Below are 26,667 nucleotides of genomic sequence, written 5' to 3' on the forward strand. Positions count from 1 at the left end.
AGTTAGCTAACAGCTGTTATGATCAGTCAGGTTAGACTACCGACAGTTCCACTGCCCCACAGTGGGCCTTCAAACCCCGAACAACTGCGCGACCTGCTTCGAACACTCCAGCACCAGGTAGACATCGATTCCTGCGGGAGATCCAGGGCTCCCCACCTGCCGATGCGATTCCTCGACCAGGGGAATGCTCACAGTTAACTGTGTTAGGTTTTGAAGCACTGCCAGCACCCGTGTATCGCGGGATTGCCGAGGCATTACGAGCCGCTGAATTTATGCCGCGCAACCCGTTTACGTCTATGGACGAGCCGGGGACGGTCCGCACTGGGAATAACTATCTGCAACGTTCTTGATTCGCTCGCTCGAAAGCGAGCTCACTATCGAGGGACTGATCGGCGACACGCCGCTCCCGCGACAGGATCCGCCTCTCGCCTGCGTCATGATGCCCGCGCGCTCCAACGTGGACGTGACGAATCCGTTACCGCCGACCTCGTGCCCGGCGCTCGCGAATCGCTCGGGCTGCGCCACTGACGAGACCGCGCCACGGTGCACGGCGACAGGGTTTCGTTCGAGCAGCTACCGCCATCGCGGCCACGTCCGCCCCTTGGAGTTCGGCCTCATGTATCACTCGCCTGGCCCACAGGGGTGTCCCGAGGCCGCCACGCCCGAACCTCAGGCTGCCACCACACACGCGCCATCAGACCTGCCTCACACCCACCCCGGCCCTACCAGAAGTGGCGGCTGCCCCTCCCCTGGAAACCGGGTGGTTTGCCGCCGATGCGTCCTGCGCTCTTCGACATTTCGGCTGCCTGCTGCTCACCACCGCGGCAGCAACCGTCGTGACACTGGTTATCGTGGCTCGCCGCGATATGCACGACTGGCGCCCTGGCCTTCGCCATCATCCCGGGGCTGGTTGCCGGCCGGAGAAATCTCGTGCCCCCAGTCGGATTCGAACCGACACTTTGCAGATTTTAAGTCTGCTGCCTCTGCCAATTGGGCTATAGGGGCGCCCGGTCAGCGTACCGACTCGTACTGCCGTACCGAAATACTCCTCGGACGGCTGTGCCTGCCACGCTAGGCCGGATGGGCATGCCTGGGCGACGAGTGGCGCATGATGGCGGGGTTCACGGCGTGTCGCCGCCCTCGTGTGCTGCTCGTCGAAGAATTCGCCGGTTCAGTCGGTGGCGTCTGCGGGCTGAGCTGTGCTGGGGTCTTCGTCGGGGGTGGTGCGCAGCACGGAGTGGCGGCGGCCGTAGGCGACGTAGACGAGCAGGCCCAGAGCCATCCAGACCACGAAGCGGAGCCAGGTTTCGACGGAGAGGTTGAGCATCAGCCACGCGCAGGCCAGGACTGCGAGGATGGGGATGAGCGGGACCAGGGGGACTCGGAAGCCGCGCGGGAGGTCCGGACGGGTGCGGCGCAGGATGAGCACGCCGATGGCGACGAGCACGAAGGCGAACAGGGTGCCGATATTGACCATCTCTTCGAGGGTGCCGAAGTCGATGAAGCCGGCCAGGATCGCGCAGATCACGCCCACGACGACGGTCAGGCGCACCGGGGTGCCGTGCTTACCGGTGTGGGCCAGCCTGCGCGGCAGCAGCCCGTCGCGGGACATGGCGAACAGGACTCGGGTCTGCCCGAGGTACATCACCATGACGACGGTGGTCAGACCGGCGAGCGCACCGACGGAGATGATGTTCTTCACCCAGGTCGCGCCGTGGATCGCGAAGGCGGTGGCGAGCGTGGCGTTGTCACCGGCGAGGGCGGTGTAGGGGACCATTCCGGTGAGCACGAGGGAGACCGCGACGTAGAGCACCGTGACGATCAGCAGTGAACCGAGAATGCCCCTAGGCAAGGATTTTTGCGGGTTCTTCGTTTCCTCGGCGGTGGTCGCGACGACATCGAAGCCGATGAACGCGAAGAACACCAGACTGGCGGCCGCAAGCAAGCCGTACCAGCCGAAGGTGCTGTGTCCTGCGCCGGTGAGGAACGAGAACAGCGACTGGTGCAACCCCTCCCCTTCCGCTCCCGGCTGCGACGGCGGAATGTAGGGCTTCAGATTCGAAGAGTCGAAATAGGTGGCACCGACGACCAGCACCAGCGCGACCACACACAATTTGATGGCCACCGCCACTGCGGAAACCCGGGATGAGACCTTCGTTCCGACCGCGAGCAACACCGCGAGAATCGCGATGAGAAGTACTGCGCCCCAATCGAAGGTGATAGGCCCGAGATGCACGACCGGCTGTCGGGACCCCATCACTTCACCGAGGTACTGCGACCAGCCCTTGGCCACAACGGAAGTCGCGAGCGCGAACTCCAAAATCAAGTCCCAGCCGATGATCCAGGCGACCAGCTCACCGAAAGTCGCGTAGGAGAACGTGTATGCACTGCCGGCTACCGGCACGGTCGAGGCGAACTCGGCGTAACAGAGCGCTGTGAGCCCACAGGCGATCGCGGCGAAGACAAAGGCGAGCGAAACCGACGGTCCTGCAACATTTCCGGCGGTCCGCGCAGTCAGAGTGAAGATACCGGCACCGACGACGACGGCGACACCGAAGACCGTGAGGTCCCAGGCGGTCAGATCCTTGCGTAGCTTGGAGTCCGGCTCGTCGGTGTCTCGGATCGACTGCTCCACGGATTTGGTGCGGAACAGAGCGTTTCGACGATCGGGTCGCGAAGTCGTCACACGGTCTCCTTGTATCGTTGATCTCGAAGGGGTACTCGAGACTCGCTGAATGCTAGTGAACGCCTTGCATGTGTCGGCTCACCAAGGGTGACAAGGCAACGACTACCAGCCCCGCCAGAATCGCGACCGCGCCGGTGATGCCGAAGTAGGCGAATTCGTGGTCGGCGTCGTAGAAGCGGGCCAGCGTGCCCGACATCGAGGTGCCGAGGCCGACCGAGAAGAAGTACAGCGCCATCATCTGGGCGCGGAAGGCTTCGGGAGCCAACTGCGTGGTGACCGAAAGACCGATGGGCGAGAGCAACAACTCCGAGACCGCGAACGCGGCCATGATGCCGAGCACCGCCAGTGCGGGAACGGACTTGCCCTCGGTGCCCGAGAACAGCACGAACAGCCAGAAGGCCAGACCCATGCCGATCACACCCATGGCGAACTTGTGCGGTGTACTCGGGGCTCGATTGCCCAGCTTGGTCCACATCACCGCGAAAAGTGGGGACAGCATGATGATCCAGACCGGCTCCACCGAGCCGATCCAGTTCGACGGTGCGGTCCAGCCGAAGACGCTCCAGTTCATCCGCTCGTCGGAGTACACCGCGAGCACGGTGAAGATCTGCTGGAACAGCGACCAGAACACGGCATTCGCGATGAATAGTGGGATGAACGCGCGGACCCGGCTGCGCTCGACCGGAGTCACCTTGGCGCTGGTGAGCATCACGACGAAATAGGTGATCGAGGCGACGACGATGACCCCGGTGGTGACCTCGGAGAGGTTGTCCAGGTTCACCAGCCCGATTGTCAGCGCGATCGCGACAACGATCGCCGCGCCGACAAGGAGTGCGGCGATCGGTCCGATGGCACTGCGCGGCAACGGATTGGGCACCTGCCTGCCCGCGGTGCCGAGATTGCGCCGGAACACCACGTATTGCGTCAGCCCCAACGCCATGCCGACCGCAGCGGCGCCGAATCCGTAGTGGAATCCCCAATGCCTTTGCAGCAGACCGGTGAGCAGCGGACCGGTGAACGCGCCGAGGTTGATCCCCAGATAGAACAGCGTGAAGCCGCCGTCGAAACGTGGATCGCCGGGTTTGTAGAGCGTGCCGAGCAGCGAGGACGCATTGGCCTTCAGCCCGCCGCTGCCGAGCGCGACAAGCACGAGGCCGACCCCGACTCCGGCCAGGCCCGGCAGCACCGCGAGCGCGATATGTCCGGCCATCACCACGACGCCGCCGTAGAACACGGTGCGCTCCATGCCGAGCAGCCGATCGGCGATCCAGCCGCCGAGCACCGTGGACAGGTACACCAGGCCGCCGTAGGCGCCGACGATCCCGACGCCGGTGCTCTGCGACAACCCGAGACCGCCATCGGTCGTCGAGTAATACAGGTAGTAGCCGAGGATGGTGAGCATTCCGTAGAACGAGAATCGTTCCCAGAGTTCGACTCCGAAAAGGTTGGTCAGCCCAATGGGATGACCGAACAGGGTCCGATCTTCGACCGGTTGCTCGGTTATAGCTGCGTCGGACATGCTCCGACGATCCCACGCCGGGCAGGAAATATCCGGCATCCGTAAAGAATGTTTCAGCCATCAGGTTCGATGCTCGGGTGCACAGTGTGCCGACGATCCAGGCAAACTGCGGATTTGCGGGATTGCAGGAGCCCTTCGCAGCGGGGCTCGACACCCGCCGGCAGTCGCAGATCGCGTCGATGACCGGCCTTCCTGACGCCTGGACATCCGCTCCGCTCGTCGAGTGCGGATTGTCGAGGAAACGCTGTCTGCCTGCACCCGCGGTCCGGTGGCCTCGACTCCTCCGCTCCCGAGGCACACTGGCAGCCGCACATTAGGCTGGGCTTCGCGGCCATCGACACTGATCGCACGTTTTCCTCGGCAACATCGCCGTGCTGTCACGGCGCCACCCAAGAAAGCGGGAACATCGATGATCGAAACCGAAGTTACCGTGCCCGTCACCCCCGAGCGGGCGTTCGCGGCGCTCGCCGACGGCTGGCTGTATGCGAGCTGGGTGGTCGGCGCATCGCATATCCGAGAAGTCGATCCCGGCTGGCCCGCGGTCGGCACCCGTATCCACTACAGCCTGGGGCTCTGGCCCCTGACCGTGCAGGATGTCACCGAGGTGCGCGCGGTAGACGCACCTCGGATGCTCGACCTGGAGGCGCGGCTGTGGCCGGTAGGCTCGGCGCGCATCCGCTTGGACCTGGATGAGGTCGCGCCGGGTGTGACGCGGATCAGAATGACCGAACACGCCATGAGCGGCCCCGGTCAGCTGCTGCCGAACGCCGTGCAGGGCCTGCTGCTCAAACCGCGCAACCAGGAGTCACTGGGACGACTGTCCGATCTCATCATCGGCAAGTCCCGCGCAGCGACCTGACCGGACCTCAGACGATGGACAGCGCGATGCCGTCGAGGATGTCGTGCTCACTGACGATGAGTTCGGAAATGCCTGCGCGCCGGGACAATTCGTCGGCGAGGACCTCGGTGATCACCGCGCCGCCGCCGATGACGTCGACGCGGCCGGGATGCATGGGGCCGAGGGCTGCGCGCTGGTCGTGATTCATGGCGATCAGACTGTCGCAGACCGCGTGGATCTGATCCGCGTTCAGGCGGGTCAGATGAACTCGCTCGGAGTCGTATTCGGGGAGATCCAGGGCGACGGCGGCGATGGTGGTCATGGTGCCCGCGACGCCGACCCACGTGTGTGCACTCTCGACGGGAACGCGCGCGAAGGCCTCGGCTAGTCGCTGCGCCGCGAATTCCCTTGCGGCGCTGACCTGGTCGGCCGTCGGCGGGTTGCCCGGCAGACAGCGCTCGGTGATCCGGACACACCCGATGTCGGCCGAAAATGCGGCCTGCACACCGTCACTGTCGCCGAGCACGAGCTCGGTCGAGCCGCCGCCCAGGTCCACGACCACGAAAGGGCCACGCTCGCTGGACAATTCGCCGACCGCTCCGGTAAAGGACAGCCGCGCCTCCTCGTCACCAGTGATCACCTCGGCCTCTGCGCCGGGCACCACGGTGCCGAGTTCGGCACGGGCCATGTCGAAGAAGTCCTCCCGGTTGGAGGCATCGCGGGTGGCAGAGGTGGCGACCATCCGCACGCGGCTGACGCCCGCCTCACGCATCAATACCGCGTAGTCGGCCAGCGCGACCCTGGTTCGTTCGATGGCCTCGGGGGCCAGCGAGCCGGTCGCGTCGACGCCCTGGCCGAGCCGGACGATGCGCATCTCACGATGCACGTCCGCGAGGCGACCGTCGCCGAGCACGTCGGCGATCAATAGTCGGATCGAATTGGTGCCGCAGTCGACGGCTGCTACTCGGTCACTCATGCTGTGCTCCGTCCACTTCTACCGCGAGGTCCACTCGCCGCGAGGTCCACATTCAGCGCCGATCAGCGCTCGTGCGCCTGCGCCTCGGTCCGTTGGTATGTCGGCCAGTCGGCGGGAATCGCCGTGCCACGCAGACCATTGTCGGCCGCGAGAGCCACCGCCTCGTCGCCGAACGGATTGACCCCAGGCCCCTTCGCCAAGGCATGCGCGATCAGCACATGCAGGCATTTGACCCGCTCCGGCATCCCGCCACCGGTGAAATCGGTGCCGAGGGACTCGATTTCGTTGCGCTCGGCCAGATAGCTCTCGTGCGCGGCACGGTAGGCGGCGGCCAATTCCGGGTCGGCAGCGAGCCGGTCGGTCATCTCCCGCATCACACCCGCCGATTCCTGCCTGCTCGCCTCGGCGGTCAGCCTCGGGTCGGTCAGGTAATACAGCGTCGGGAAGGGCGTGCCGTCGGGCAGCCGGGGCGCGGTCTTCACCACCGCGGGCAGTCCGTCCGGGGTGCGATAGGCGACGGCGAGCACACCGCGCGGTTCGCGGCCGAGCTGCTTGGCGATGATCTCGAGATCGCGGTCGGTCGGTTCGGTCACCTGGGTCCTTCCGGTCCTGGCGGGGGCGGCGCGGCAGACGGCGGGCCGGACGGTGTCGGCGCCACCGGATCGGCCGCGGGGGCCTGCGGTTGGGAGATGCTGCGCCACAGCTCGGTGTACCAGGGGTCGGGCGCCTTGGATTTGGGCGCCGCGGCCGGCTGGGCAGGTGCTTCGATACCCGGCACCTGCACGATGTAGGGCGTTTCACCGGGCATCACCAGCCGCAACCGGTCCCTGGCCTCGGTCTTGACGAAGGCCGGGTCCTGTTGCTGCGCACGGCGATCACGCAACCGGGCCAGATCGGCTTCCAGCTCGGTGCGTTGCTGCGCCAAATGCGCCGCCTCGGCACGCTGCGTGAAATAGGTGCGCAGCGGCACCGCCAGAGTGAGTGCCAGTGCGCACACCACGATGGCGAGGACTACCGCCTTGCCGGTGGACAGCCCGAGGATGGTGCGCTCATGCCGGTCGTCGTGTGCACCGGCCCGCGCTTCGACCTTCTGTGGCGCTGCTTTATTGTCCGAGTCCGCCCGCTTGCGCGAAGTGCGCGCGGCGGCGGGTCGGGCAGCGGTGTCGGCAGGGCGCGGCCGGACGGCGCGCGACGTGCGGCGGTTCCCGCGTCCGGCCGGACTGGTACCACGCGCACGTCGCTCCGTCATACTGCTCCCCTAGTGACTAGCCTTCGAACGCGAACCGCGGGAACGCGACGTCACCCGCATAGCGAGCCGAGTCCCCGAGCGCGTCTTCGATACGCAGCAGCTGGTTGTACTTCGCGACCCGCTCGCTACGCGCCGGTGCACCGGTCTTGATCTGGCCACTGCCGACCGCGACGGCAAGGTCGGCGATGGTGGTGTCCTCGGTCTCGCCGGACCGGTGGCTCATCATGGTCTTGTAGCCATTGCGATGCGCCAACTCCACCGCGTCCAAAGTCTCGGTGAGCGTGCCGATCTGGTTGACCTTCACCAGCAGCGCATTGGCCGCGCCCTTGGCGATGCCCTCTTCCAGACGCTCCGGGTTGGTGACGAACAGGTCGTCGCCGACAATCTGGATCTTGTCGCCGATCTCGTCGGTGAGCGCGACCCAACCGTCCCAGTCGTCCTCCGACAGCGGGTCCTCGATGGAGACCAGCGGGTAGGCGGTGAGCAGTTCCGCGTAGAACTGCGTCATCTCGGCGGCCGTGCGAACACTGCCCTCGAACTTGTAGCCGCTGCCCGAGGTGTAGAACTCGGTGGCCGCGACATCGAGCGCCAGCGCGACGTCGGTGCCGAGCTTCAGGCCGGTCTTCGCGATGGCGACGCTGATCAGGTCGAGCGCTTCCTTGGTGCCCGCCACCGACGGCGCGAAGCCACCCTCGTCACCGAGGCCGGTCGACAGGCCCTTCGACTTCAGCACCGACTTGAGCGCGTGGTACACCTCGGTGCCCCAGCGCAGGGACTCCTTGAAGGTGGCCGCGCCGATCGGGGCGACCATGAATTCCTGCACGTCCACGCCGCTGTCGGCGTGCGCGCCACCGTTGAGGATGTTCATCATCGGCACCGGGAGCACGTGCGCGTTCGGGCCACCGAGGTAGCGGAACAGCTCCAGCCCCGAGGATTCGGCGGCGGCGCGGGCCACGGCGAGCGAGACGCCGAGCAGCGCGTTGGCACCGAGGCGCGACTTGTCGGGGGTGCCATCGAGGTCGAGCAGCACCTGGTCGACGGTGCGCTGCTCGACGGCGTCCAAGCCGATGACGGCAGGCGCGATCTCGTCGAGCACACCCTCGACGGCCTTCTGCACGCCCTTGCCGCCGTAGCGCTCGCCGCCGTCACGAAGTTCGACGGCCTCGTGCTCGCCGGTAGAGGCGCCCGAGGGCACTGCTGCCCGGGTCAGGGTGCCGTCGTCGAGGGCGATCTCGACCTCGACAGTGGGGTTGCCGCGAGAATCCAGGATCTCGCGCGCTCCGACCTGTTCGATGATGGCCACGAAAACGACACTCCTTCGGCTGCTGGCACGGTGGATAACACGGGAGAACCGTGCGCCTGCGAGCCTAACGCGCCGCACCCGCTCTGCCACATCGCCCCGGTCGGCGCGCCCTGGATCTGTGCACCCGATCCACCACACCACGCCGATCGATACGGCCCGATCCATGCACCCGACCCACCACAAACCACACACCGCCCGCCGAATTGCCCGCCCGGGACCGCCCACGCTGCCCGACACAGCGGCGCCAGGTCTGCCACATCACGGCGGTCGACGCGGTCGCACGTGCTGCGCCAGACGTCGGGATCTGCACCCAGTGGGTGAGGCGGCCGGATCCCGGGCGAGGGCTTGGATGCGGCGGATGCACCGGGTCGAAGTGCGGGTTATGCGCGGCGACCGACGCTGTAGGCGGCGGCGCGGTCGCGAACTGTAAGGAGATAGGTGTTGGACTGGTTGTAGGTGAGCAGCGCGCTTTGCCAACCGCGCTCAGAGGTCAGGTCGCCACCGCTGGCGCAGAGGTAGCGGGCGGCGGTGAGGGCGGCATCGTCGATGTTCTGCGGGTCGATCACGCCGTCGCCGTTGGCGTCGACGCCCCAGCGTTTCCAGGTTTCGGGGATGAATTGCAGTGGGCCAAGTGCTCGGTCGTAGACCGGGTCACCGTCGAGCTTGCCGCCGTCGGTGTCACGCACGAGCGCGACGCCGGGGGATCCGTCCAGCGGGATGCCGATGATCGACGGGCGTACGGAGCCGTCAGCGCCGACCCCCGCACCCCGGTGGGTGCCGTGCTTGCTTTCCACACTCGCGATGCCCGCGAGGGTCGTCCACGCGATGCCGCAGTCCGGCCGCGATCGCGTCAGCACCGCCGCCGCATACCCATACGCCTCCAAAGCGATCGACGGTATGCCGAGCCGGTCGGCCTGCTCGTCGGCCCAACCACGCAACTGCACTGCGGTCCGACCCGGCGCATCCAGATCGATCACGGGCAACGCAGTACCGGGCCCAGGCGGAATACCCTCGGGAATCGGGGGCAGATTGCGTTCACCTCCACAACCGGCAAGTGCAACGGCCACCATCGCAACGGCCAGAACGCCGGTCATCCTCAGGAGCATCCCTCCATCATCCAGATCCGCCGAACCACTCCCGCGAATCCGGAGCACGACCAGTAGGGGAGGAGTTCTCGGATGACGTTGTGGGTCGGGGAATTCGAGGATTGTGGGGGTGTTGCCGGATTCGACGATTCTGCCGTGGTCGAGGACGCGCAGTAAGTGACCGCCAGGGGATGTCGTGGGATGAGTAGGGCGGTGTAGTGATGGGAGCGGATGACATAATCCCAGTGATGCATTCTCGCTATTTTTCGCGACTCGCTTAGGTAAGCCTTGCTTAAGGCGCCGAGAGGCGATAGCTTCGCAGATCGAATCGTCCCCACCTGCTTTTCGACCCGATGCGAAGAAGGGAACCCCTGGTGAAAAGCGTTCTCGCCGAACGTAAGACGTTTCACCCGCAGGACATCGAACAACGCGAGCTGCCCACCGACGCCGGACGTGCGGTCCGCGAGCTGGCGCGAGAGATATGCACCGTACTGGACAGCCGCGCCGGTGGTGCTGCACACATGACGCGCACGCTGACCGATCCCGAACTGCTCGCGCAGATCGACGGCCGCGTCGGCGAACTGCCTGCCGACGTGCGCACGGCGATGCGCCCACCCGCCACCACCGCGGGCGCGACCATCGTCAGCAGACTGCCGCTGACCGACGAAGAATTCGGCCCGACCCCGCCCAGCTGGCACGACGCGGCACAGTGGAACGGCGAGGCAGCCCGTCGCGCAAGCTCTTTCCAGCTCGACATCGTCATGCTGCTGCTGGCCAGGAGCGCGGGCGAACCATTCGGCTGGCACGGTCAGCAGGATGGTCGCCTTGTCAACAACATCGTCCCGTCCCCCGGCCACGAACACGAACAGTCGGGCGCGAGTAGCAAAACGCTGCTCAGCCCGCATACCGAAGACGCCTTCCACCCGCAGCGGGCCAACCTGCTGATGCTCGCATGCCTGCGCAATCCGGATCGGGTCGCCACCACCGTCTCCTCGGTACGCCGCACCGAACTCACCGCGGCGCAACGCACTCTGCTCAGCACGCCGAGGCTGCCGATCCTGCCCGACGTGTCCTACGGTTCCGGCCACGAGCACTACCCGGCGACTCCGCTGCCCACTCTCTGGCACGCCGAATCCACCGGCGACACCACAGATCTGACGCTTCGATACGACCCGGCCTACACCCCGCTCGACGACGCCGACGCCGAATTCCGCAGTGCCTACGCACACCTCACCGCAGAGCTGGAGCGCGTCTGCGTCACCGCGGCGCTCGCACCCGGTCAGCTGCTGCTGGTCGACAATGACGTCGCCGTGCACGGTCGAGTGCCGTTCACCGCGCGTTACGACGGCACCGATCGATGGCTCAAGCGGGTGAACGTCCGTCTGCCCGAACGACGTCGCCGCGCCGCCGAGGCCGATGAGAATGGCTATGGGCAACAGATCGTCGCCCCGTTCCGCTCGGCTCGCACTGCCCCGCTCGCGACCGGCGGAGCAGTACCGATTCGAGCGGGTGCCGGCCGCGGCCACGCCTCGGCCGGAGCAGAGCGGGACACAGCCGATGATCGAGGAACCGTTGGACACTCGTGACCGGAGCATGATGGATTGCGCGCGGGTCGGCGCGCTGCGGACACCAGCGGTCTCGGCATTGCTCGTCCGGCAGACAGTACGCCGCGGCGCCGAGAGCGTGTTGCTGATCGGCACCGGCACCCAGGGCCGAAATGCACTGCCGCACTTGCTCGCCACCAATCCGCAGCTAGGCAAGCTCATGCTGTACGGCACACGCCCGGAGGGCCTGGTACCGCTGTGGGATTAGCCCCCGGTGCCGCCAGGCCGGGCGACGAGACCGCGCCGAACAGGGGGTTGCGCCAGATCCACGCGGCACCGATGCCCGCGCGCACCGACGAATGGGAGCGGCGGGTATGCGACGATCCGAATCTGCTCGGTGATATCGCCTTCGCGGTCGGCGGGCCGTTCCATCTCATGTATCCCCAGCGGGTCGGGCGGAATATCGACCGATTTCATGCCGCGTTCGAGCAGGCGGGCGTCGACCGGGTCGTCTACTACGGAAAGAAGGCCAACAAGGCCGCCTGCGTCGCACGGGTCTGCGCGCAACAGGGTGCTGGTGTCGATGTCTCCAGCATCGGCGAGCTGACTTCCGCACTGGCACAGGGTGTTCGCGGGCACGAGTTGATGGTGACCGGCCCGGCCAAATCCGATGACCTGCTGTGGCTCGCGGTCCGGCACGGCGCGCTGATCGCGGTGGACAGCCTCGACGAACTCGACCGGCTCGCCACGATCACCACCGTGGCCGCACCCGCCGAGGTAGTACTTCGCGTGCTGCCCGCCACATCGACGAGCAGATTCGGGATGACCGACGGCGAGCTGGGCCGGGCGCTGTCGTTCATCGGCTCCTCCGGCACCGTCGGCAACGAGTCGATCCGGTTGACGGGTTTCAGTTTCCACCTGTCGGGCTACGACGCCGTCGCGCGCGCGGAGCAGGCGCACGCGCTGATCGACCGGTGCCGGGACGCCCGGACGCTCGGACATCCGGTGACGACCATCTCCATCGGCGGCGGATTCCGTGTCGACTATGTCCCGGCGTCGGCATGGGCCGAGTTCACCGCTGCCGCCGACCCGCGGTGGTTCCATGCGGGCAAGTCCTTCGGTTCGTACTACCCCTACCACTTCCCCGCCCCTGGCCCGGCCATGCTGACCACCATCCTGGACCACCGTGGCTTGGCAGGACGCCTGCGCGACAACGGCATCCGCCTCGCCGTCGAACCGGGCCGTGCCCTGCTCGACCACGCGGGCTGCACCGTCTTCCGGGTGCAGGGCAGCAAAACCCGCCACACGGACGGGCAGCCCTACCACCTGCTCACCGTCGACGGCAGCAGTCTGAGCCTGTCCGAGCAGTGGTTCGACAGCGAATACCTTCCGGACCCGGTGCTGTGGCCGCCGCAACCCGGTGGCACACCCACACCGACCTGTGTCGGCGCGGCAACCTGCCTGGAATCCGACATGCTCAGCTGGCGGCGCATCCCACTGCCGCGGCCCGCAACGGTCGGCGATCTGCTGATCTACCCGAATACCGCCGGCTACCAAATGGATTCGAACGAATCGGCTTTTCACGAACTACCCATACCGCCGAAGGCGGTGCTGCACGAAGCACCCCGCGGACGGTTGCGCTGGACGCTCGACGCCGGATAACCGGAACTTTCACCCAGGCCCTGAACGATGGAGACACCCATGCCGCTCATCACGCGCGTGACGGATCTGATCGGTCGCACCCCCCTGTTCGAACTGGCGACCACCGCGACCGGCACCCGGCTGCTGCTCAAGCTCGAGCAGTTCAACCCGACAGGCGCCGCCAAGATCCGGATGGCGCGTGCGATGGTGCTCGATGCCGAGCGCAGAGGGTTGCTGGCCGATGGCGGGCACATCATCGAATCCACATCCGGGAATACCGGACTCGGCCTTGCGGTAGTTGCTGCCGAACGTGGGTACCGCTTCACTGCCGTGGTCGATCATCACGCATGTAAGGACAAACTGCGCGCTATGCGGGCAATGGGAGCTGAGTTGGTATTCGTCGCCGACGAGGACGACGACAACCTGGCCACCTCGGCGCGAGAGGACCTCGCCGAGGCAATGGCCGCCGGACTTTCCGACGCGTATTTCACCGAACAGCACAACAACGACGCCAACGCGCTCGGCTACTACGCGGTGGCCGAGGAATTGCTGGAGGACGTGGAGGGGGTCGACATCCTGCTGTCTGCGGTGGGCACCGGCGGTTCGCTGTTCGGCACCGCGACCCGACTGCGCCAGCTCGGCTGCACGCCGCGGGTGATCGGTGTCGAGCCGGTCGGCTCCATCGCCTTCGGCGGCCCCGGCGGGCCGTACTGGCAGTCGGGCACCGGCACGCCGCCCGGCGCAACCATCGGCACCGCGGTCGACTACTCCCTGCTCGATGAGGGCGTGAAGGTGTCCGATACCGCGGCCTTCGCTACCGCCCGCGCGATCGCGGCCAAGCTCGGCCTGATGATCGGCGGCTCCGCGGGCGGCTCCGTGCACGCCGCGCTCACCAGGCTGGCGGAATTCCCGCCCGGCTCGACCGTGGTCACCATCGTCTGTGACGGTGGCGAAAAGTACCTGGACACCGTTTTCGACGACGACTGGATGAACAACCGCGACCTGCTCGACGCCGCCACCGAACGCGAGGTCCGTGAGATGCTGGACCGTTATTCCCCCACCGCCCGACGCGCTCAGCTCGTGGAGGCGCGATGAACGCTCTTTTCCTGCCGAGCGCACCTCCGGCGGAGGCACTGCGGTGAATCTCGCTAGCTGAAACCAACGCGGGCTTCCGGCTCTCCCTGGTCGGTTACTGGCTGGTCGGCCTGCCGACCGCGCTGCTGCCGGCCTTCCCGGTCGGCCTTGGCGCCGCGGGCGTGTGGTGGGGGCTCCCCGCGGGCCTGGCCACCACCGCCGCGCTCATGTTGCGTCTCTACTTCACGCTGCTCGACGCGAAGGAACCGCCCACACCCGCACCTGGTGCCGGAGAGTCTGCCCAGCCCGGGCTGAGTCCCGCCGGCAGCCTGGCTGAATCGGGCCCGACTCCACCTGAATCGGGCCCAGCTCCGTCCGAACGGCTGGCCCAGCCTCAGCCGCGTCGGGCCCGGCCGCGCTGAATCAGATGTGGACGCCGTAGTCGCGCGCGATTCCGGCGAGCCCGGACGCGTAACCCTGGCCGATGGCACGGAACTTCCACTCGTTGCCGTACCGATACAGCTCACCGAACACCATCGCGGTCTCGGTGGAGGCGTCCTCGGTCAGGTCGTAGCGGGCCAGTTCGGCGCCGGTGTTCTGGTCGACGACCCGGATGAACGCATTGCGGATCTGCCCGAAGGACTGGCCACGCGCGTCGGCGTCGTGGATCGAAACGGGGAAGAAGATGTTGGTGATGGTCGGCGGTGTCGCAGCCAGGTCGACAACGATCGTCTCGTCGTCGCCCTCGCCCTCACCGGTGAGGTTGTCACCGGTGTGTTCGATAGTGCCCTCGGGCGAGCGGAGGTTGTTGTAGAAAATGAAATGCTGATCCGACAGCACTTTCAGGCTCGGCCCGGTGGCGAGCGCGCTCGCATCGAGGTCGTAGTCGGCCCCGGTGGTGGTGCGGACGTCCCAGCCGAGCCCGACCGTCACCTTGGTGAGGTTCGGTGCCTGCTTGGACAGCGAAACATTTCCGCCTTTGGCCAATGTGACGCTCATGATCCCCTTCCGCTCGGCGCGTTCGCGCCGCCTTTCTCCACGATTATGACTCGGTACCAGAAGTGCTGCGCGGGTTCAGTTCTGGTTTCCTGCCCAGGCGCGCAACGTTGTCACGCGGCCTTCCAGCGCACGTAACTCGCTCGCGTCGAGCACCTTACGCTGGATGCCGTCGGCCACCTCGAATGCCGATTGCCGATGATCGTCGATCACCTCGACATCGATCCGAACCGCCACATAATCGGGCGCGCCGGGCAGGTCCTCCGGGATCACCTGCGCCTTGCCCCGCGCACACAATGCGACGTCGCCACCCCCGAGGATCAGCAGCGCGACATCGGCGCGCTCCCGCAGCCGGGCCAGCGAACCGCGATCGGATTTCAGGCTGAGCAGGATGCGCCGGTCGCCGGCACGGACCGGCCAGGACACCGGAATCGCGTGCGGCGCCGGGTCGGTGGTGACGAGTACCGCGATCGTTTCCTTCGGCCATTCGGGTAACACGTCCAGTACGGGGTGATCATCGGTCGAGTGGTCTTGACGTTGCGCAGGGCTCGCTCCGGCTGCCATCTTCGTCACCTCATGGATCGTCACGCGCGGCGGGCTGTGCCGCGCTGATAGCAGTCTAAGGTGCTGTGCCCCTTGTCCGCTGACCCTGCCACCTTTGTCCGAACTGCTCTCAGCCGACTATTAGACCGAGGTCAGGACAGCCTTGGCTGAGTCGAGGAGTGCGCAAGCCAGTCGCGTGCCATGTCCTTCACTCGAACTTCGGACGAGGCGTCGTGGCGCGCATGCTCACCCACTTGGGTCGCGCCGCACCAACGGAACTTCTCCGCGATGATCTCGCCGCCGCGGTTGAACGTGTCGCCGTAGACGGAATCACCGAGACCGAACACGGCGAAGCGCAGTCCGCTCAGATCAGGACTGCGCGCATCGAGGGCGTCGATGAGAGGTTCCGCTCCGGTCGGCAGATCGCCATCGCCGTAAGTGGAGCACACCAGGACGTGGAAATCCCGAACGTCGAGATCGTCGATATCGAAATCGAACATGTCGTACACCGAGGCATCGTGGGCGGCAGCCATGACGTCCGCAATGCTGTCGGCGGCGGTCTCCGCCGTGCCCATCTCGGATCCGAACAGAATGACGACGCGCACCGGGATCGCTCCTCTCCGCAGGATATGGTGAGGCTATCCTCACTCGGCCGAGCCGATGTTAGGCGGCGCAATGGCATCGACAGGGCAGTGTGTTCGGATTGACGGCCGGTCGCCATGGATGCATCATTTTCTAGCAACGCCCTGTTCATCTGGGGCATCTCCCTTTTTCGCCGGCCGATGATTGTCCGGCCAAGCGTGCTGTTCCTGTTCGCGCTCGCCTCGACCCACTGTGCGCACGCCACAGCACTTCCCACGACGCCATGGCGTCCCGCCGTAAGAGAGGTGAGAACGAATGGTTTACCGATCGTTTGGATATCGTGCCGTCAATACGTTTCTCCTCCGCTACGGCACTGTCCCCAATTTCTGACTGCGGCCGCATCGGGCGCGGTACCCCTGTCGACGTTCCCGCGTCGGCGGGCCGACCGCTCGGGTGATGCACCCGGTTCGATGCGGCAGTTGGCGAAGTCCCGACGCGCGGCGTCTGCGGACCTTTCGATATGCGGACAGATGTGGAGACGGAAATGGTGGATATGGGGGCAGTGGATCCAAGGGCCGTGGAGATGGTGCTCCGGCCTACGGCCGGGAATCTGATCGTATCGACGACGCTGATCGACGACCTGGGTTATCTGCGAGCGGAACTCGCAGCAGCAGAGGTGCCGTTCCTGCTCGTGCGCGACTGCGGACATCGGCTCGTGCTCGCCGCCGACGCGGCGCACCGAGCGATGCTGCAGCGTGTGATCGCGACCGCGATCACCTCGGGTTTCGCCTGCAAGGAAGTGCAGCACAACGTATTACGACTCGGCCGCGACGCGGACCCGGCACACCACGTCGATCTGGAGCTGTGGCAATACCACGGCGACACCGTCGAATGCCCGCGACCGAACGCCTTGACGCGCATGGTCTTCGACCTCGCCGATGTCGAGCAGACCACGGTGCGCCTGTTCGAACGCGGCTGGCCGACGCTGGTGGACATGTTCGCACCGCAGCCGACCGATGTCGCCTTCGATATCGACATCGTCTTCTCCTGGGTGGACGGCTCCGACCCGGAGTTCCGCGCCCGCCGCGCAGGCATGCTCGCGCAGGTCGTCGTCGGTGAAGGCGACGACGCCGACGCGCGCATCCGGCAGATCGACGAACTGAAATACGCACTGCGGTCGGTGGACAAGAACGCGCCGTGGATCCGGCGCATCTTCATCGCGACCGATTCCGCGGTGCCGGACTGGCTCGGCGCCCACCCGAAGGTGACTGTCGTGCGTGCGGTCGACCACTTCAGCGACACCAGTGGGCTGCCGACCTTCAATTCCCACGCGGTGGAATGCCAGTTGCAGCACATCGACGGGCTCAGCGAACACTTCCTGTACTCCAACGACGACATGTTCTTCGCCCGGCCGGTGCGCCCGTCGATGTTCTTCACCCCGGCCGGGGTGAGCCGATTCATCGAGGCCGACACCAGGATCGGCCTCGGCCGAAACAACGAGCGCCGCAGCGGTTTCGAGAATGCGGCGCGGGTGAACCGCGAGTTGCTCGCCGCGCGGTTCGGCCATGTCATCACCCGGCATCTCGAGCACACGCCGGTGCCGTTGCGCCGTAGCGTGCTCCTCGAAATGGAGGACGAATTCTCGGGGGATTTCGCGCGGACCCGGACGAGCCGATTCCGGTCTGCTACCGATATTTCGGTGACCAACTCGCTTTATCACTACTACGCGTTGTTCTCCGGACGCGCGGTACCGCAAGAGTCGGCGCGGATGCGCTACGTCGACACCACGAGCCGGACCGGGCTCACACTGCTCGACGGACTCGCCGCGCATCGCGATGTCGACTTCTTCTGCCTCAACGACGGGAGCTTCCCCGAGATCACCGAAGCCGAACGGGTCCGCGCGGTCTCGGAATTCCTGTCCGGCTATTTCCCCGACCGGGCGCCGTGGGAGCGCGTCAGTGCACCGCCTCGTCATCAGATTTCGGAGTCTGCGCCTGGCGCCGCATAACCCGTGGAATGCGGGTGGCGGGCGGGATCACGATGCCCTCGTCCGCCAGCGTGCGCGCGGCTTCCTCGGGCGTCGACGGGGCCCCGACGGTAGGTCCTCGATCAATGGGGACCACTGAATGGACCACCGTGTCGGGGTAGACGTGGACATAGTTGAACGACTGCGCCCCGTCGCGACCACGCAACCCGCCCTCCGCGACCCCGAGATCCTGGCTATAGCAGGTCGCCGACGCCACCGATACCGGGATGCCTGCGAATGTCGCGCTCGTCGAAAAATGCAAATGCCCGGCCAGAATGGCGCGCACATCGCTGCCGTCGAGCACATCGGCGAGCCTGCGCTGATCACGCAGCTCCACGGTGACGGCCAGGTCGATGACGCATGGCACCGGCGGATGATGCATCGCCAGAATCGTGCCGAACGGGGCGGGCTCGGCGAGCACCGACCGCAACCAGGCCAGTTGGTCGTCGGTGATCTCGCCGTAGTGGTGGCCGGGCACCGACGTGTCGAGGGCGACGATGCGCAAACCGTCGACCATGTGCACTCGGTCGAGCGGCGCAGTGGACTCCCGCTCCCCGAGCAATCGCCGGCGCAGCGCTCCCCGATCGTCGTGATTGCCGGTCACCCAGACGATGGGCGCGTGCAATCGTCGCGCGAACGGCTCGACCAGCGCGCGCAACTTGTCGTAGGCGGCGGGCTCACCCTGGTCGGTGAGATCACCGGTGAACACGAGCGCGGTCGGCCGGATATGACTGGCAGCGGCCTGGTCGAGCAGCTGGCGCAACCGCTGCTCAGCGTCGACGGCACCGTACAGTTCGCCGTCGCCTGCGATCAGATGGGTATCGCTGAAATGGAACAACACGTGATTCGGCCGCGGGTGCTCCGCGACTCTGCTCATGGGCACCGGACCGAACGTCCTCCCCGGCGGTTTGCCCGCCATTGGCTTCGGGTTCCACCGCCAGGATAGCGAAGGCCCACTAAAGGGTTTCCCGACGCACGGTGACGACATGCTTGCGGGGAGGTGTGGGTTCGGTGACAAAACTGCCGATCAGAAGCGACGCGCGCCGGCCTGTGGCATCGAGGCCATCGGGGAGATCTCGACACCGCTGCTGTACGTCGAGGCGTGGATGACGGTCGCTTCGCCCGTGTACAGACCGGCGTGGCCGCCGGCGTAGCACGACAACGGGTCGCCTGGTTCCAGTTCATCGGCCGATACCAGGGTGCCCGAACCGAGTCGTTCGTAGCTGGTGCGATGCACCTCTGTGCCCGCTCGGTCATAGAACCACTGCGCCAACCCCGAGCAGTCGAAGGCATCCGGGCCCGCGCCGCCGGCGTGCTGCGACTCGAGCTCGGAGCGCGCGAGGTCGACGGCGAGCTCATCGATGGTTCGCGGCGCCGCGACCCGGGGGAGCGCAGGGGGCCTGCTGCCGGGAACATCTGTCAGGAACGGGAATTCGACGCCCGGCACTCCAGCGAGCAGGGACTGCACCGCGGCGGGAAGGCCGGAGAGAAACGGGAGTCCGACTCCAGGAATCGCACGGAGCCCGACTGCACGAATCACCCGAGGATCGTCGACACCGAGTGCACTGGGGGAAGTGAGTGACTCGAGTCCGGCAGCGTCGATGACACTCTGCGGCTCGGCCCCCGGAATAAAGGTGAGCGGTGCGATTTCGAAGCCCGGAATCTCGGTGCGGCCCGGCAACTCGCCGCCGAGCGCATCCATCGGAATCGAGATGCCGTTCGGGACTTCGATGGCGCCGGAGTCGAGAATCGGAATCGGTTGACCCGCCGCGGATGCGGCGGTCAACACCAGACAGCCGATACCCGCAGCGGCTGTGGCGACAGTCCAGCCGGCTGCCGCGTGCGAACGTTTTCGATGAACAGAAATCTTCATGCGGTCCTCCGATGCTCACATGGAGGCCCAGATGGTCGAACACGGACTCCATCAAGGCCTCGAAAGGATTTCGAAACACATGTATAGAAAGTCCAGCGGATCCACGTGAAATCTTGCGGCATAACTCGCCGATCGCGGTATCGACACACCGAATAACTATAACGAAACAATAACGAGCACTAAAAAACGGGTTATCCCACAACAAGTCCCGTTCGCATTAAGGCCAAAAATCGCTAACTACCTGCGACGTTACCGCGAATCGAAGAACGGCGCAGCTCGGTTGGATTCGATAGGACACACGAGTGAATCCACTGTATTTCACGCCGTCGAAGACCGATCTCGTTGACCGTCAACCCGATCGGGCGGCCCTGCGGCCGAAGCACAGGCTAATCCGCAGCGGGCCAATGCTTGCGCCAGGCCGAGGACGACAGCGGCGTGCGTTCGCCACGGCTCGCTTCGGCGGCATCCTCGGCGGCGCGAATCTCGGCTGCGAACGCGAGAGTCGCCTTGCGGAGCCGTTCTTCGGCGCTACCGGGGCCGCCCAACCGCACCGTGCGAAGGGCATCCGGAACGAGGTCGTCCGGTAGGCCGGCCTTGGCGCTGCGCTCGCAAATCTTTTCGGCGAGGGCGAGGGCGGGCTGCGCCATGGCGATGCCGTCCAGGCAGGAACGCCGGGACTTTTCGCTGGATTTGCGCTCTTCCCACGCTTTTTCCTGGGCCGCGATCTTCTCGGCGACCGTCGCGCCGGGGTCGATGGGCGCATCGACCAGGTGCGGGCTGCGATTGACGAGCTTGGCGACCAACGCGGCCGCGACATCGTCGACCGTGAATTCCCCTGCAGCCTCGGCGATCCGGGAGTGGAACAGCACCTGCAGCAGCAGATCGCCGAGTTCCTCCTTGATGGTTTCGGCGTCGTTGTGCTGGATGGCGTCGAGGAGTTCGTAGGTTTCCTCGAGCAGGTAGGGACGCAACGAGTCGTGGGTCTGGGTGACCTCCCACCCGCCGAAGTTCCAGAGCCGGTCCATCACCTCCACTGCCTCGGCCAATCCCTCGGCGAGCCTGGCCGTGTCGGAGGCGGTGCCCTCCGATGCCGAGGAGCCGGTCATCGCGACGCCGAAACCTCGGTGGCGACGGTGAGATCGACCGCGCCCTGTGCTTTTCCGTCCAACGCCAGCAGCAAGTCGGCGACGAACTGCAGCAGCACCACGTCACGTACCCGCTCGGCGCCGACACTGTCCTCGACCCTCGGCAGCGGCAGCTGGACCACGCCGCTGGCGGCCCGGTAGCCCGCGCTGGGGTAGATGCGCTTGAGACGCATCTGCTTGGAGTCCGGCAGGCTCAGCGGCGCAACCTTGAGAGTGGTTCCGGTGACCGCGATTTCGGTGACACCGTATTCGCGGGCCAGCAGGCGCAGCTTGGCCACCGAGATCAACCGGCCGACCTCGACCGGCAGCGGGCCGTAGCGGTCGACGAGTTCCTCCACCACCAGGGCCAGGGCCGGATCGTCCTGGGCGGCCGCGAGTTTGCGATAGGCCTCCAAGCGGAGGCGATCGCTGGCGATGTAGTCGGGCGGGATGTGCGCGTCGACGGGGAGATCGATGCGCACCTCCTTGATCTCCTCGGTGGTGATCGGCTTGCCGTCCGCGGCGGCGCGGTAGGCCTCCACAGCCTCGCCGACCAGGCGCACGTACAGATCGAAGCCGACGCCCGCGACGTGACCGGACTGTTCGGCACCGAGCACGTTTCCTGCGCCACGGATTTCGAGGTCCTTCATGGCCACGGCCATGCCCGCGCCCAGATCGGAGTTCTGCGCGATGGTGGCGAGACGGTCGTAGGCCGTTTCGGTGAGCGGCTTCTCCGGCGGGTACAGGAAGTAGGCATAGCCGCGCTCACGGCTGCGCCCGACCCGGCCGCGCAGCTGGTGCAACTGCGAAAGGCCGAGGGAGTCGCCGCGTTCCACGATCAGCGTGTTCGCATTGGAGATGTCGAGCCCCGTCTCGATGATCGTGGTGCAGACCAGCACGTCGAATTCCCGCTCCCAGAAACCCTGCACGGTCCCTTCCAGCGCGTCCTCGTTCATCTGACCGTGCGCGACCGCGACCCTGGCCTCCGGCACCAGATCGCGAATCCGCTTGGCGGCCTTGTCGATCGAGGACACCCGATTGTGCACGTAGAAGACCTGGCCGTCGCGAAGCAGCTCGCGGCGGATGGCGGCAGTGACCTGCTTGTCGTTGTACCCGCCGACATAGGTGAGCACCGGATGGCGCTCCTCGGGCGGAGTCAGGATGGTGGACATCTCGCGAATGCCCGCCAGGCTCATCTCCAGCGTGCGCGGAATCGGCGTCGCGGACATGGTCAGCACATCGACGTGGGTGCGCAGCGCTTTGATGTGCTCCTTGTGCTCGACACCGAAACGCTGTTCCTCGTCGACGACGACCAGGCCGAGGTCCTTCCAGCGCACACCGGTCTGTAGTAATCGGTGCGTGCCGACCACGATGTCGACACTGCCGTCGGCCAGGCCCTCCAGCACCGCCCGCGACTCGGCCGGATCGGTGAAACGCGACAGCCCCTTCACCGTGACGGGGAAGCCGGCGACGCGTTCGGCGAAGGTCTGCAGATGTTGTTGTGCCAGCAACGTTGTCGGGACCAGAACCGCGACCTGCTTACCGTCCTGTACCGCCTTGAACGCGGCGCGCACCGCGATCTCGGTCTTGCCATAGCCGACGTCGCCGCACACCACGCGGTCCATCGGGACCGGCTTCTCCATGTCGGCCTTCACCTCGGAGATGGCGGTCATCTGGTCGACGGTCTCGGTGAAGGCGAACGCGTCCTCCATCTCCTTCTGCCACGGGCTGTCGGAGGCGAACGCATGCCCGGGCGCGGCCTGTCGTGCCGCGTACAACTGCACCAGTTCACCGGCAATCTCGCGAACGGCCTTGCGCGCCTTGCGTTTCGTATTCGCCCAGTCGGAGCCGCCGAGCTTGGACAGGCTCGGCATCTCCCCACCGACGTAGCGGGAGAGCTGATCGAGGGATTCCATCGGGACGAACAGCCGGTCGCCCGGCTGGCCCCGCTTGCCGGGTGCGTATTCGATGACCAGGTACTCGCGGCGCGCTCCGCCGACGGTCCGCTCGATCATCTCCACGAACCGGCCGATGCCATGCTGGTCGTGCACCACCATGTCGCCCGCGTTCAGCGCAAGCGGGTCGACCTGGTTGCGCCGCTTCGCGGGTAGTCGCTTGCCTTCGCCCGGTGCAGTGACCCGGTTGCCGGTGAGATCCGATTCGGCGACGACGACCAATCCGGCGTCGTCGAGCACCATCCCGTCGTGCAGCGAACCGCACAGCACCCCGACCACGCCCGCGGTCGGTTCGGCACCCGCTGCCAACGCCGCGGCGGGCACCTCGGCGTCGGCGAGTCGCTCCAGAATGCGTTGCGCCGTACCGTGTCCGGCGACGACAACCACGGCACGGCCACCGGTCGCCACGTGCGCACGCATCGACGCGAAGATCGTCGCGACCAGCTCGTCGGAACCGCGCGCCGCGGGACCGGCCAGCACCGGCAACACAACCTCGGCGGGATCGCCGGAGGTGAGCGGGCTCAGGCTCCACCAGGGCAATCCCTGCGCGTTCGCGCTGTCGTGGATTTCCGGCAGCGCACGGTAGCCCGACGCGGCGAGATCGAGACCATGTGCGCCCAGCGGCGCGTCGCTGCCGAACGAGGCCGCGGTCCAGGAGGCTTCGAGAAATTCCTCGCCGGTGCGCACCAGATCGGCTGCGCGAGTGCGGATCTTCTCCGGATCACACAGCAGCAGATGGGTTCCGTCCGGCAGCACCTCGGTGAGCAGCCGCAGCTCGCCGGGCTGCAGCACCGGAAGCAGTGCTTCCATGCCCTCGACCGGGATGCCCTCGGCCAGCTTCTCCAGCATCTCGACCAGCGCGGCATCGGCCGCATTCTCGACGGCAACTTCGGCGGCGCGATCCCGGACCGCCGCGGTCAGCAGCAGTTCGCGACACGGCGGCGCGACGACGAGGTCCACCTCGACGTCGAGCAGCGATCGCTGGTCGGCGACGGCGAACGGCCGCAGCTCGGTGATCTCGTCGCCCCAGAACTCCACGCGCACCGGGTGATCGGCGGTCGGCGGGAAGAGATCGAGGATGCCGCCGCGCACCGCGAACTCGCCGCGCTTACCGACCATGTCGACTCTGGTGTAAGCGAATTCGACCAGGCGCGTGAGCAATTCGTCGAAATCCAGTTCGGCGCCGACGCGCAGCACCACCGGCTCGATATCGCCGAGCCCGGCAGCCATCGGCTGCATCAGCGACCGCACCGTGGTCACCACCACCCGCAGCGGCTCCGGGAACGTCGGGTCCTCCGGGTGCGCCAGCCGTCGCAGCACCGAAAGTCTGCGCCCGACGGTGTCCGCCCCCGGCGAGAGCCGCTCGTGCGGCAGCGTCTCCCAGGAGGGGAACTGCGCAACGGCGGGGCCGAGAATCTCCTCGAGCTCGACAGTCAGGTCGTCGGCCTCACGACCGGTCGCGGTCACCACCACCAGCGGCTTGCGCGCCGCGATCGTCGCCGCCACGAACGGCCGCACCGCCGACGGCGCGACCAATTCGACCGGCGACTTCCCGACCAGGTCGGCGACGGTTCGCAGCGCGGCGTCGGCACCGGCCACCGCGGCCAGTCCCGCCAGTGGTGGACGATGGGTGGACATGCGGACTCCTGAGCTCAGGCGGGGTTTAGGACGGCCAACCGAGTCTAGCCACTCCCCCTGACAGGCAACCCGGCCCCACATGGGGACAGGATCTCGACCGAACATTCCACCCTGGCCGACCCGCTCAGGTGAGTCCTACGGGCCCATTCGCGGCCACGCGGCAAATTACGGCACGTAGCGGCGGAGACGGCGAGCGGCGAACTCACGGAAGTACGACAATTTCTCCGGCGGCACGATCGACGGCAGCAGGAAGAACCACATGCGTTCCATCCGCGCGGCCATCTGATCCATCGAATCGGTGCCGACGGCGATGATGTGCACGCCCGCGGTCATCTCCTGCAGCAGCACCCCGATCACCTCGGGATCGAGCTCGGGCTCCAGATCGCCTTGGGTGATGGCACGTTCGGAGAGCACGCGGTAGGTGTCGCCCCACGTCTTGGCGATGTTGTCGCCCTGGGCGCCGCGGTAGTCACCGATCTGGTGGGTCAGCTTGAGCATCGCGCCGACCATCGGGTCGTTCATCGATAGGTCCGCGACCACATAGGTGATCCCGATGCACGCTTCGAGCGCGGGCACCCGGGGATCGAAGAAACCCTGGCACGAACTGACCAGGCGCTCGTTGCCCTGGTCGACCACGGCGCGCGCTAGCTCTTCCTTCGAACCGAAGTGAAAGTACAAGGCGCCCTTGGTCACGTTCGACTGCGCGATGATCTCGCTCAGGCTCGCATTCGCATATCCCAAGCGCAGAAAGACATCGGCAGCGCCCGCAAGGACGGAATCGCGGGTGATCTCCGCGCGCGCTTGCCTAGCCATCAGATCCGCCTGTCATCCCTAAAACCAGCCATCCTGAAGTAGACCGACATCACGAACAAGACCGACTTACCGCCCGAACAGCACCCAGAGGATGCGTGAACCGTACCACCAGGTGGGCGCCCGCCAATCAATTCGAGCATTCGATCGGACCTCCGTCGCAATTTGCTGGTTACCAACCCGGTCTTGCACCGAACAATCCCGGCCACCCCAACCGTGTCAATCACCCTTGTCAGTGCGCCATTCCGAGCTCAACTGCGGATCGGCCTCCAGGTTGCGGAGTCCATTCCAGCAGAGGTTCACCAGATGTGCCGCGACAACCTCTTTCGACGGTTTGCGCTCATCCAGCCACCAGGTTGCCGCAGTGGAAACCATGCCGACCAATGCCTGCGCGTACATCGGCGCGAGACTGGTATCGAAGCCTCTGCGCTCGAAATCCCCGGCAAGGATGTGGGATACCTGATTGACCGCTTCGTTGAGCAGGCTCGAGTAACGCCCGTCGGTGGTCGTCGCAGGCTGATCGCGGAGCAGGATTCGGAAGCCGTCGGTGCGCTCGTCGATATAGGTCAGCAGCGCGAGCGCGACCTGCTCGAGCCGGATCCGCGACCGGTTCTGGGTCAGCGAGGAGGTGACCATGTCGAGCAGCATCGACATCTCCCGGTCGACGACGACCGCGTACAGACCTTCCTTGCCGCCGAAGTGTTCGTACACCACGGGTTTGGAGACCTGGGCCCGCTGCGCGATCTCCTCGATCGAGGTCGCGTCGTACCCGCGTTCGGCGAACAGTGCGCGACCGATCTCGATCAACTGCTGACGCCGCTGCGTGCCCGTCATCCGGGGCCGGGGCACACGAGGCTCACCCGAAGACATCGCTCCCGCCTCCCTTGCGCACGACCATAAGTTGGCAACAACTGTTCCAGACAGCCCCACTGCACCACGAGTCACCCCGGGCAGTGCCGATCGATCGGCACTGCTCCAACGCCGAACCAAACATCCGACGACCGGCAAAAGACACCGGGAGACGGGGAGCATTCGCCCGAGAGCACAACAGTATGCGAGGATCTTCATCGTGCTCGAGCACAGCGGCGGGTTCACCCATCCGCCGGTGTGATAATCCGCCGTAGTGTAATGGCAGCACCTCTGATTTTGGTTCAGATAGTTCAGGTTCGAGTCCTGGCGGCGGAGCTCACCGGCACGATGGCCTA

The 26,667-nt window shown here is 66.2% G+C and carries 23 protein-coding genes and 2 tRNA genes; 7 read left to right on the forward strand and 18 right to left on the reverse strand.

Annotated elements, in window-relative coordinates; translation table 11 throughout:
* Nucleotides 1–69: 69 nt before the first annotated feature.
* The 4 genes from OHA42_RS37495 to OHA42_RS37510 all read right to left on the reverse strand — a co-directional run bounded on the left by OHA42_RS37495 (nucleotide 70) and on the right by OHA42_RS37510 (nucleotide 4,205).
* The gene (locus tag OHA42_RS37495; protein ID WP_406233049.1) at nucleotides 70–192 is read right to left on the reverse strand and encodes a hypothetical protein; all 123 of its coding nucleotides are present in this window, start codon (nucleotides 190–192) and stop codon (nucleotides 70–72) included.
* A gap of 739 nt (nucleotides 193–931) precedes the next feature.
* A tRNA-Leu gene (locus OHA42_RS37500) sits at nucleotides 932–1,005 on the reverse strand.
* 166 nt (nucleotides 1,006–1,171) lie between these two features.
* Nucleotides 1,172–2,686 (reverse strand): amino acid permease, encoded by a 1,515-nt coding sequence (locus OHA42_RS37505; protein WP_406233051.1) that lies wholly within the window; start codon nucleotides 2,684–2,686, stop codon nucleotides 1,172–1,174.
* 52 nt (nucleotides 2,687–2,738) lie between these two features.
* Nucleotides 2,739–4,205: a peptide MFS transporter gene (locus tag OHA42_RS37510; RefSeq protein ID WP_406233053.1), complete on the reverse strand. Its 1,467-nt coding sequence runs from the start codon at nucleotides 4,203–4,205 to the stop codon at nucleotides 2,739–2,741.
* 409 nt (nucleotides 4,206–4,614) lie between these two features.
* Between OHA42_RS37510 and OHA42_RS37515 the strand changes: the two genes are divergently transcribed.
* Entirely contained in the window at nucleotides 4,615–5,064 is a 450-nt protein-coding gene (locus OHA42_RS37515; RefSeq protein WP_406233055.1) for an SRPBCC family protein, read from the forward strand.
* 7 nt (nucleotides 5,065–5,071) lie between these two features.
* Here OHA42_RS37515 and OHA42_RS37520 read toward each other — a convergent pair whose 3' ends face one another.
* The 5 genes from OHA42_RS37520 to OHA42_RS37540 form a co-directional block, all read right to left on the reverse strand.
* Nucleotides 5,072–6,019 carry an exopolyphosphatase gene (locus OHA42_RS37520; protein WP_406233057.1) on the reverse strand — a complete coding sequence of 316 codons (948 nt, stop codon included), beginning with the start codon at nucleotides 6,017–6,019 and terminating at the stop codon, nucleotides 5,072–5,074.
* A gap of 62 nt (nucleotides 6,020–6,081) precedes the next feature.
* A complete protein-coding gene (locus OHA42_RS37525; RefSeq protein WP_406233059.1) occupies nucleotides 6,082–6,612 on the reverse strand; it encodes a DUF501 domain-containing protein in 531 nt (176 codons plus the stop codon).
* On the reverse strand, nucleotides 6,609–7,268 hold the full coding sequence (locus OHA42_RS37530) for a septum formation initiator family protein (RefSeq protein ID WP_406233061.1): 660 nt from the start codon (nucleotides 7,266–7,268) through the stop codon (nucleotides 6,609–6,611). The genes OHA42_RS37525 and OHA42_RS37530 overlap by 4 nt, the downstream gene beginning before the upstream one ends.
* A gap of 16 nt (nucleotides 7,269–7,284) precedes the next feature.
* Nucleotides 7,285–8,571 carry a phosphopyruvate hydratase gene (eno, locus tag OHA42_RS37535; RefSeq protein WP_328406061.1) on the reverse strand — a complete coding sequence of 429 codons (1,287 nt, stop codon included), beginning with the start codon at nucleotides 8,569–8,571 and terminating at the stop codon, nucleotides 7,285–7,287.
* 380 nt (nucleotides 8,572–8,951) lie between these two features.
* Entirely contained in the window at nucleotides 8,952–9,665 is a 714-nt protein-coding gene (locus tag OHA42_RS37540; protein ID WP_406233064.1) for a lytic transglycosylase domain-containing protein, read from the reverse strand.
* Nucleotides 9,666–10,030: 365 nt separating this feature from the next.
* On the opposite strand from OHA42_RS37540, the gene OHA42_RS37545 reads away from it, so the two are divergent.
* Genes OHA42_RS37545 through OHA42_RS37560 form a run of 4 tightly spaced genes read left to right on the forward strand, consistent with a single transcriptional unit; the run spans nucleotide 10,031 to nucleotide 13,936 of the window.
* Nucleotides 10,031–11,242: a TauD/TfdA family dioxygenase gene (locus tag OHA42_RS37545; protein WP_406233065.1), complete on the forward strand. Its 1,212-nt coding sequence runs from the start codon at nucleotides 10,031–10,033 to the stop codon at nucleotides 11,240–11,242.
* Entirely contained in the window at nucleotides 11,214–11,468 is a 255-nt protein-coding gene (locus tag OHA42_RS37550; protein ID WP_406233067.1) for a hypothetical protein, read from the forward strand. Before OHA42_RS37545 ends, OHA42_RS37550 begins: the two co-directional genes overlap by 29 nt.
* A complete protein-coding gene (locus OHA42_RS37555) occupies nucleotides 11,459–12,862 on the forward strand; it encodes a Y4yA family PLP-dependent enzyme (RefSeq protein ID WP_406233069.1) in 1,404 nt (467 codons plus the stop codon). The genes OHA42_RS37550 and OHA42_RS37555 overlap by 10 nt, the downstream gene beginning before the upstream one ends.
* 39 nt (nucleotides 12,863–12,901) lie before the next feature.
* On the forward strand, nucleotides 12,902–13,936 hold the full coding sequence (locus tag OHA42_RS37560; protein WP_406233071.1) for a PLP-dependent cysteine synthase family protein: 1,035 nt from the start codon (nucleotides 12,902–12,904) through the stop codon (nucleotides 13,934–13,936).
* A 402-nt stretch (nucleotides 13,937–14,338) separates the two neighbouring features.
* Here OHA42_RS37560 and OHA42_RS37565 read toward each other — a convergent pair whose 3' ends face one another.
* From OHA42_RS37565 to OHA42_RS37575, 3 genes are all read right to left on the reverse strand, one after another.
* Nucleotides 14,339–14,914, reverse strand: a complete 576-nt coding sequence (locus tag OHA42_RS37565; protein ID WP_328406071.1) for a TerD family protein — start codon at nucleotides 14,912–14,914, stop codon at nucleotides 14,339–14,341.
* Between the two features lie 75 nt (nucleotides 14,915–14,989).
* Nucleotides 14,990–15,475, reverse strand: coding sequence for a hypothetical protein (locus OHA42_RS37570; protein WP_406239870.1), 486 nt, complete (start codon nucleotides 15,473–15,475; stop codon nucleotides 14,990–14,992).
* A 131-nt stretch (nucleotides 15,476–15,606) separates the two neighbouring features.
* Nucleotides 15,607–16,059, reverse strand: a complete 453-nt coding sequence (locus tag OHA42_RS37575) for a flavodoxin domain-containing protein (RefSeq protein WP_406233073.1) — start codon at nucleotides 16,057–16,059, stop codon at nucleotides 15,607–15,609.
* 560 nt (nucleotides 16,060–16,619) lie between these two features.
* Between OHA42_RS37575 and OHA42_RS37580 the strand changes: the two genes are divergently transcribed.
* Nucleotides 16,620–18,044, forward strand: coding sequence for a stealth family protein (locus OHA42_RS37580; protein WP_406239872.1), 1,425 nt, complete (start codon nucleotides 16,620–16,622; stop codon nucleotides 18,042–18,044).
* Here OHA42_RS37580 and OHA42_RS37585 read toward each other — a convergent pair.
* The 6 genes from OHA42_RS37585 to OHA42_RS37610 form a co-directional block, all read right to left on the reverse strand.
* Nucleotides 17,992–18,939, reverse strand: coding sequence for a phosphodiesterase (locus OHA42_RS37585; RefSeq protein ID WP_406233074.1), 948 nt, complete (start codon nucleotides 18,937–18,939; stop codon nucleotides 17,992–17,994). The two genes, OHA42_RS37580 and OHA42_RS37585, sit on opposite strands and share 53 nt — an antisense overlap.
* A gap of 150 nt (nucleotides 18,940–19,089) precedes the next feature.
* Nucleotides 19,090–19,935, reverse strand: a complete 846-nt coding sequence (locus OHA42_RS37590) for a C40 family peptidase (RefSeq protein WP_406233076.1) — start codon at nucleotides 19,933–19,935, stop codon at nucleotides 19,090–19,092.
* Between the two features lie 386 nt (nucleotides 19,936–20,321).
* Nucleotides 20,322–21,041, reverse strand: coding sequence for a MazG family protein (locus OHA42_RS37595; RefSeq protein ID WP_406233078.1), 720 nt, complete (start codon nucleotides 21,039–21,041; stop codon nucleotides 20,322–20,324).
* Nucleotides 21,038–24,652: a transcription-repair coupling factor gene (mfd, locus tag OHA42_RS37600; RefSeq protein ID WP_406233080.1), complete on the reverse strand. Its 3,615-nt coding sequence runs from the start codon at nucleotides 24,650–24,652 to the stop codon at nucleotides 21,038–21,040. The genes OHA42_RS37595 and mfd overlap by 4 nt, the downstream gene beginning before the upstream one ends.
* A gap of 165 nt (nucleotides 24,653–24,817) precedes the next feature.
* A complete protein-coding gene (locus tag OHA42_RS37605; protein ID WP_328406083.1) occupies nucleotides 24,818–25,465 on the reverse strand; it encodes a TetR/AcrR family transcriptional regulator in 648 nt (215 codons plus the stop codon).
* 216 nt (nucleotides 25,466–25,681) lie between these two features.
* On the reverse strand, nucleotides 25,682–26,296 hold the full coding sequence (locus OHA42_RS37610; protein ID WP_406239874.1) for a TetR/AcrR family transcriptional regulator: 615 nt from the start codon (nucleotides 26,294–26,296) through the stop codon (nucleotides 25,682–25,684).
* Between the two features lie 280 nt (nucleotides 26,297–26,576).
* Here OHA42_RS37610 and OHA42_RS37615 point away from each other — a divergent pair.
* Nucleotides 26,577–26,647 (forward strand) — tRNA-Gln (locus tag OHA42_RS37615).
* Nucleotides 26,648–26,667 lie beyond the last annotated feature (20 nt).

It is taken from the genome of Nocardia sp. NBC_01009, assembly GCF_045208035.1.
Taxonomy (GTDB): domain Bacteria; phylum Actinomycetota; class Actinomycetes; order Mycobacteriales; family Mycobacteriaceae; genus Nocardia.

What these genes read in the sequence shown, in the direction of transcription:
- OHA42_RS37510 (WP_406233053.1), bottom strand. Translation starts at nt 4,205, where the DNA reads ATGTCCGACGCAGCTATAACCGAGCAACCGGTCGAAGATCGGACCCTG.
- OHA42_RS37515 (WP_406233055.1), top strand. Translation starts at nt 4,615, where the DNA reads ATGATCGAAACCGAAGTTACCGTGCCCGTCACCCCCGAGCGGGCGTTC.
- OHA42_RS37520 (WP_406233057.1), bottom strand. Translation starts at nt 6,019, where the DNA reads ATGAGTGACCGAGTAGCAGCCGTCGACTGCGGCACCAATTCGATCCGA.
- OHA42_RS37530 (WP_406233061.1), bottom strand. Translation starts at nt 7,268, where the DNA reads ATGACGGAGCGACGTGCGCGTGGTACCAGTCCGGCCGGACGCGGGAAC.
- OHA42_RS37540 (WP_406233064.1), bottom strand. Translation starts at nt 9,665, where the DNA reads ATGACCGGCGTTCTGGCCGTTGCGATGGTGGCCGTTGCACTTGCCGGT.
- OHA42_RS37550 (WP_406233067.1), top strand. Translation starts at nt 11,214, where the DNA reads ATGATCGAGGAACCGTTGGACACTCGTGACCGGAGCATGATGGATTGC.
- OHA42_RS37560 (WP_406233071.1), top strand. Translation starts at nt 12,902, where the DNA reads ATGCCGCTCATCACGCGCGTGACGGATCTGATCGGTCGCACCCCCCTG.
- OHA42_RS37565 (WP_328406071.1), bottom strand. Translation starts at nt 14,914, where the DNA reads ATGAGCGTCACATTGGCCAAAGGCGGAAATGTTTCGCTGTCCAAGCAG.
- OHA42_RS37570 (WP_406239870.1), bottom strand. Translation starts at nt 15,475, where the DNA reads ATGGCAGCCGGAGCGAGCCCTGCGCAACGTCAAGACCACTCGACCGAT.
- OHA42_RS37580 (WP_406239872.1), top strand. Translation starts at nt 16,620, where the DNA reads ATGGTGCTCCGGCCTACGGCCGGGAATCTGATCGTATCGACGACGCTG.
- OHA42_RS37585 (WP_406233074.1), bottom strand. Translation starts at nt 18,939, where the DNA reads ATGAGCAGAGTCGCGGAGCACCCGCGGCCGAATCACGTGTTGTTCCAT.
- OHA42_RS37590 (WP_406233076.1), bottom strand. Translation starts at nt 19,935, where the DNA reads ATGAAGATTTCTGTTCATCGAAAACGTTCGCACGCGGCAGCCGGCTGG.
- OHA42_RS37595 (WP_406233078.1), bottom strand. Translation starts at nt 21,041, where the DNA reads ATGACCGGCTCCTCGGCATCGGAGGGCACCGCCTCCGACACGGCCAGG.
- mfd (WP_406233080.1), bottom strand. Translation starts at nt 24,652, where the DNA reads ATGTCCACCCATCGTCCACCACTGGCGGGACTGGCCGCGGTGGCCGGT.
- OHA42_RS37605 (WP_328406083.1), bottom strand. Translation starts at nt 25,465, where the DNA reads ATGGCTAGGCAAGCGCGCGCGGAGATCACCCGCGATTCCGTCCTTGCG.
- OHA42_RS37610 (WP_406239874.1), bottom strand. Translation starts at nt 26,296, where the DNA reads ATGACGGGCACGCAGCGGCGTCAGCAGTTGATCGAGATCGGTCGCGCA.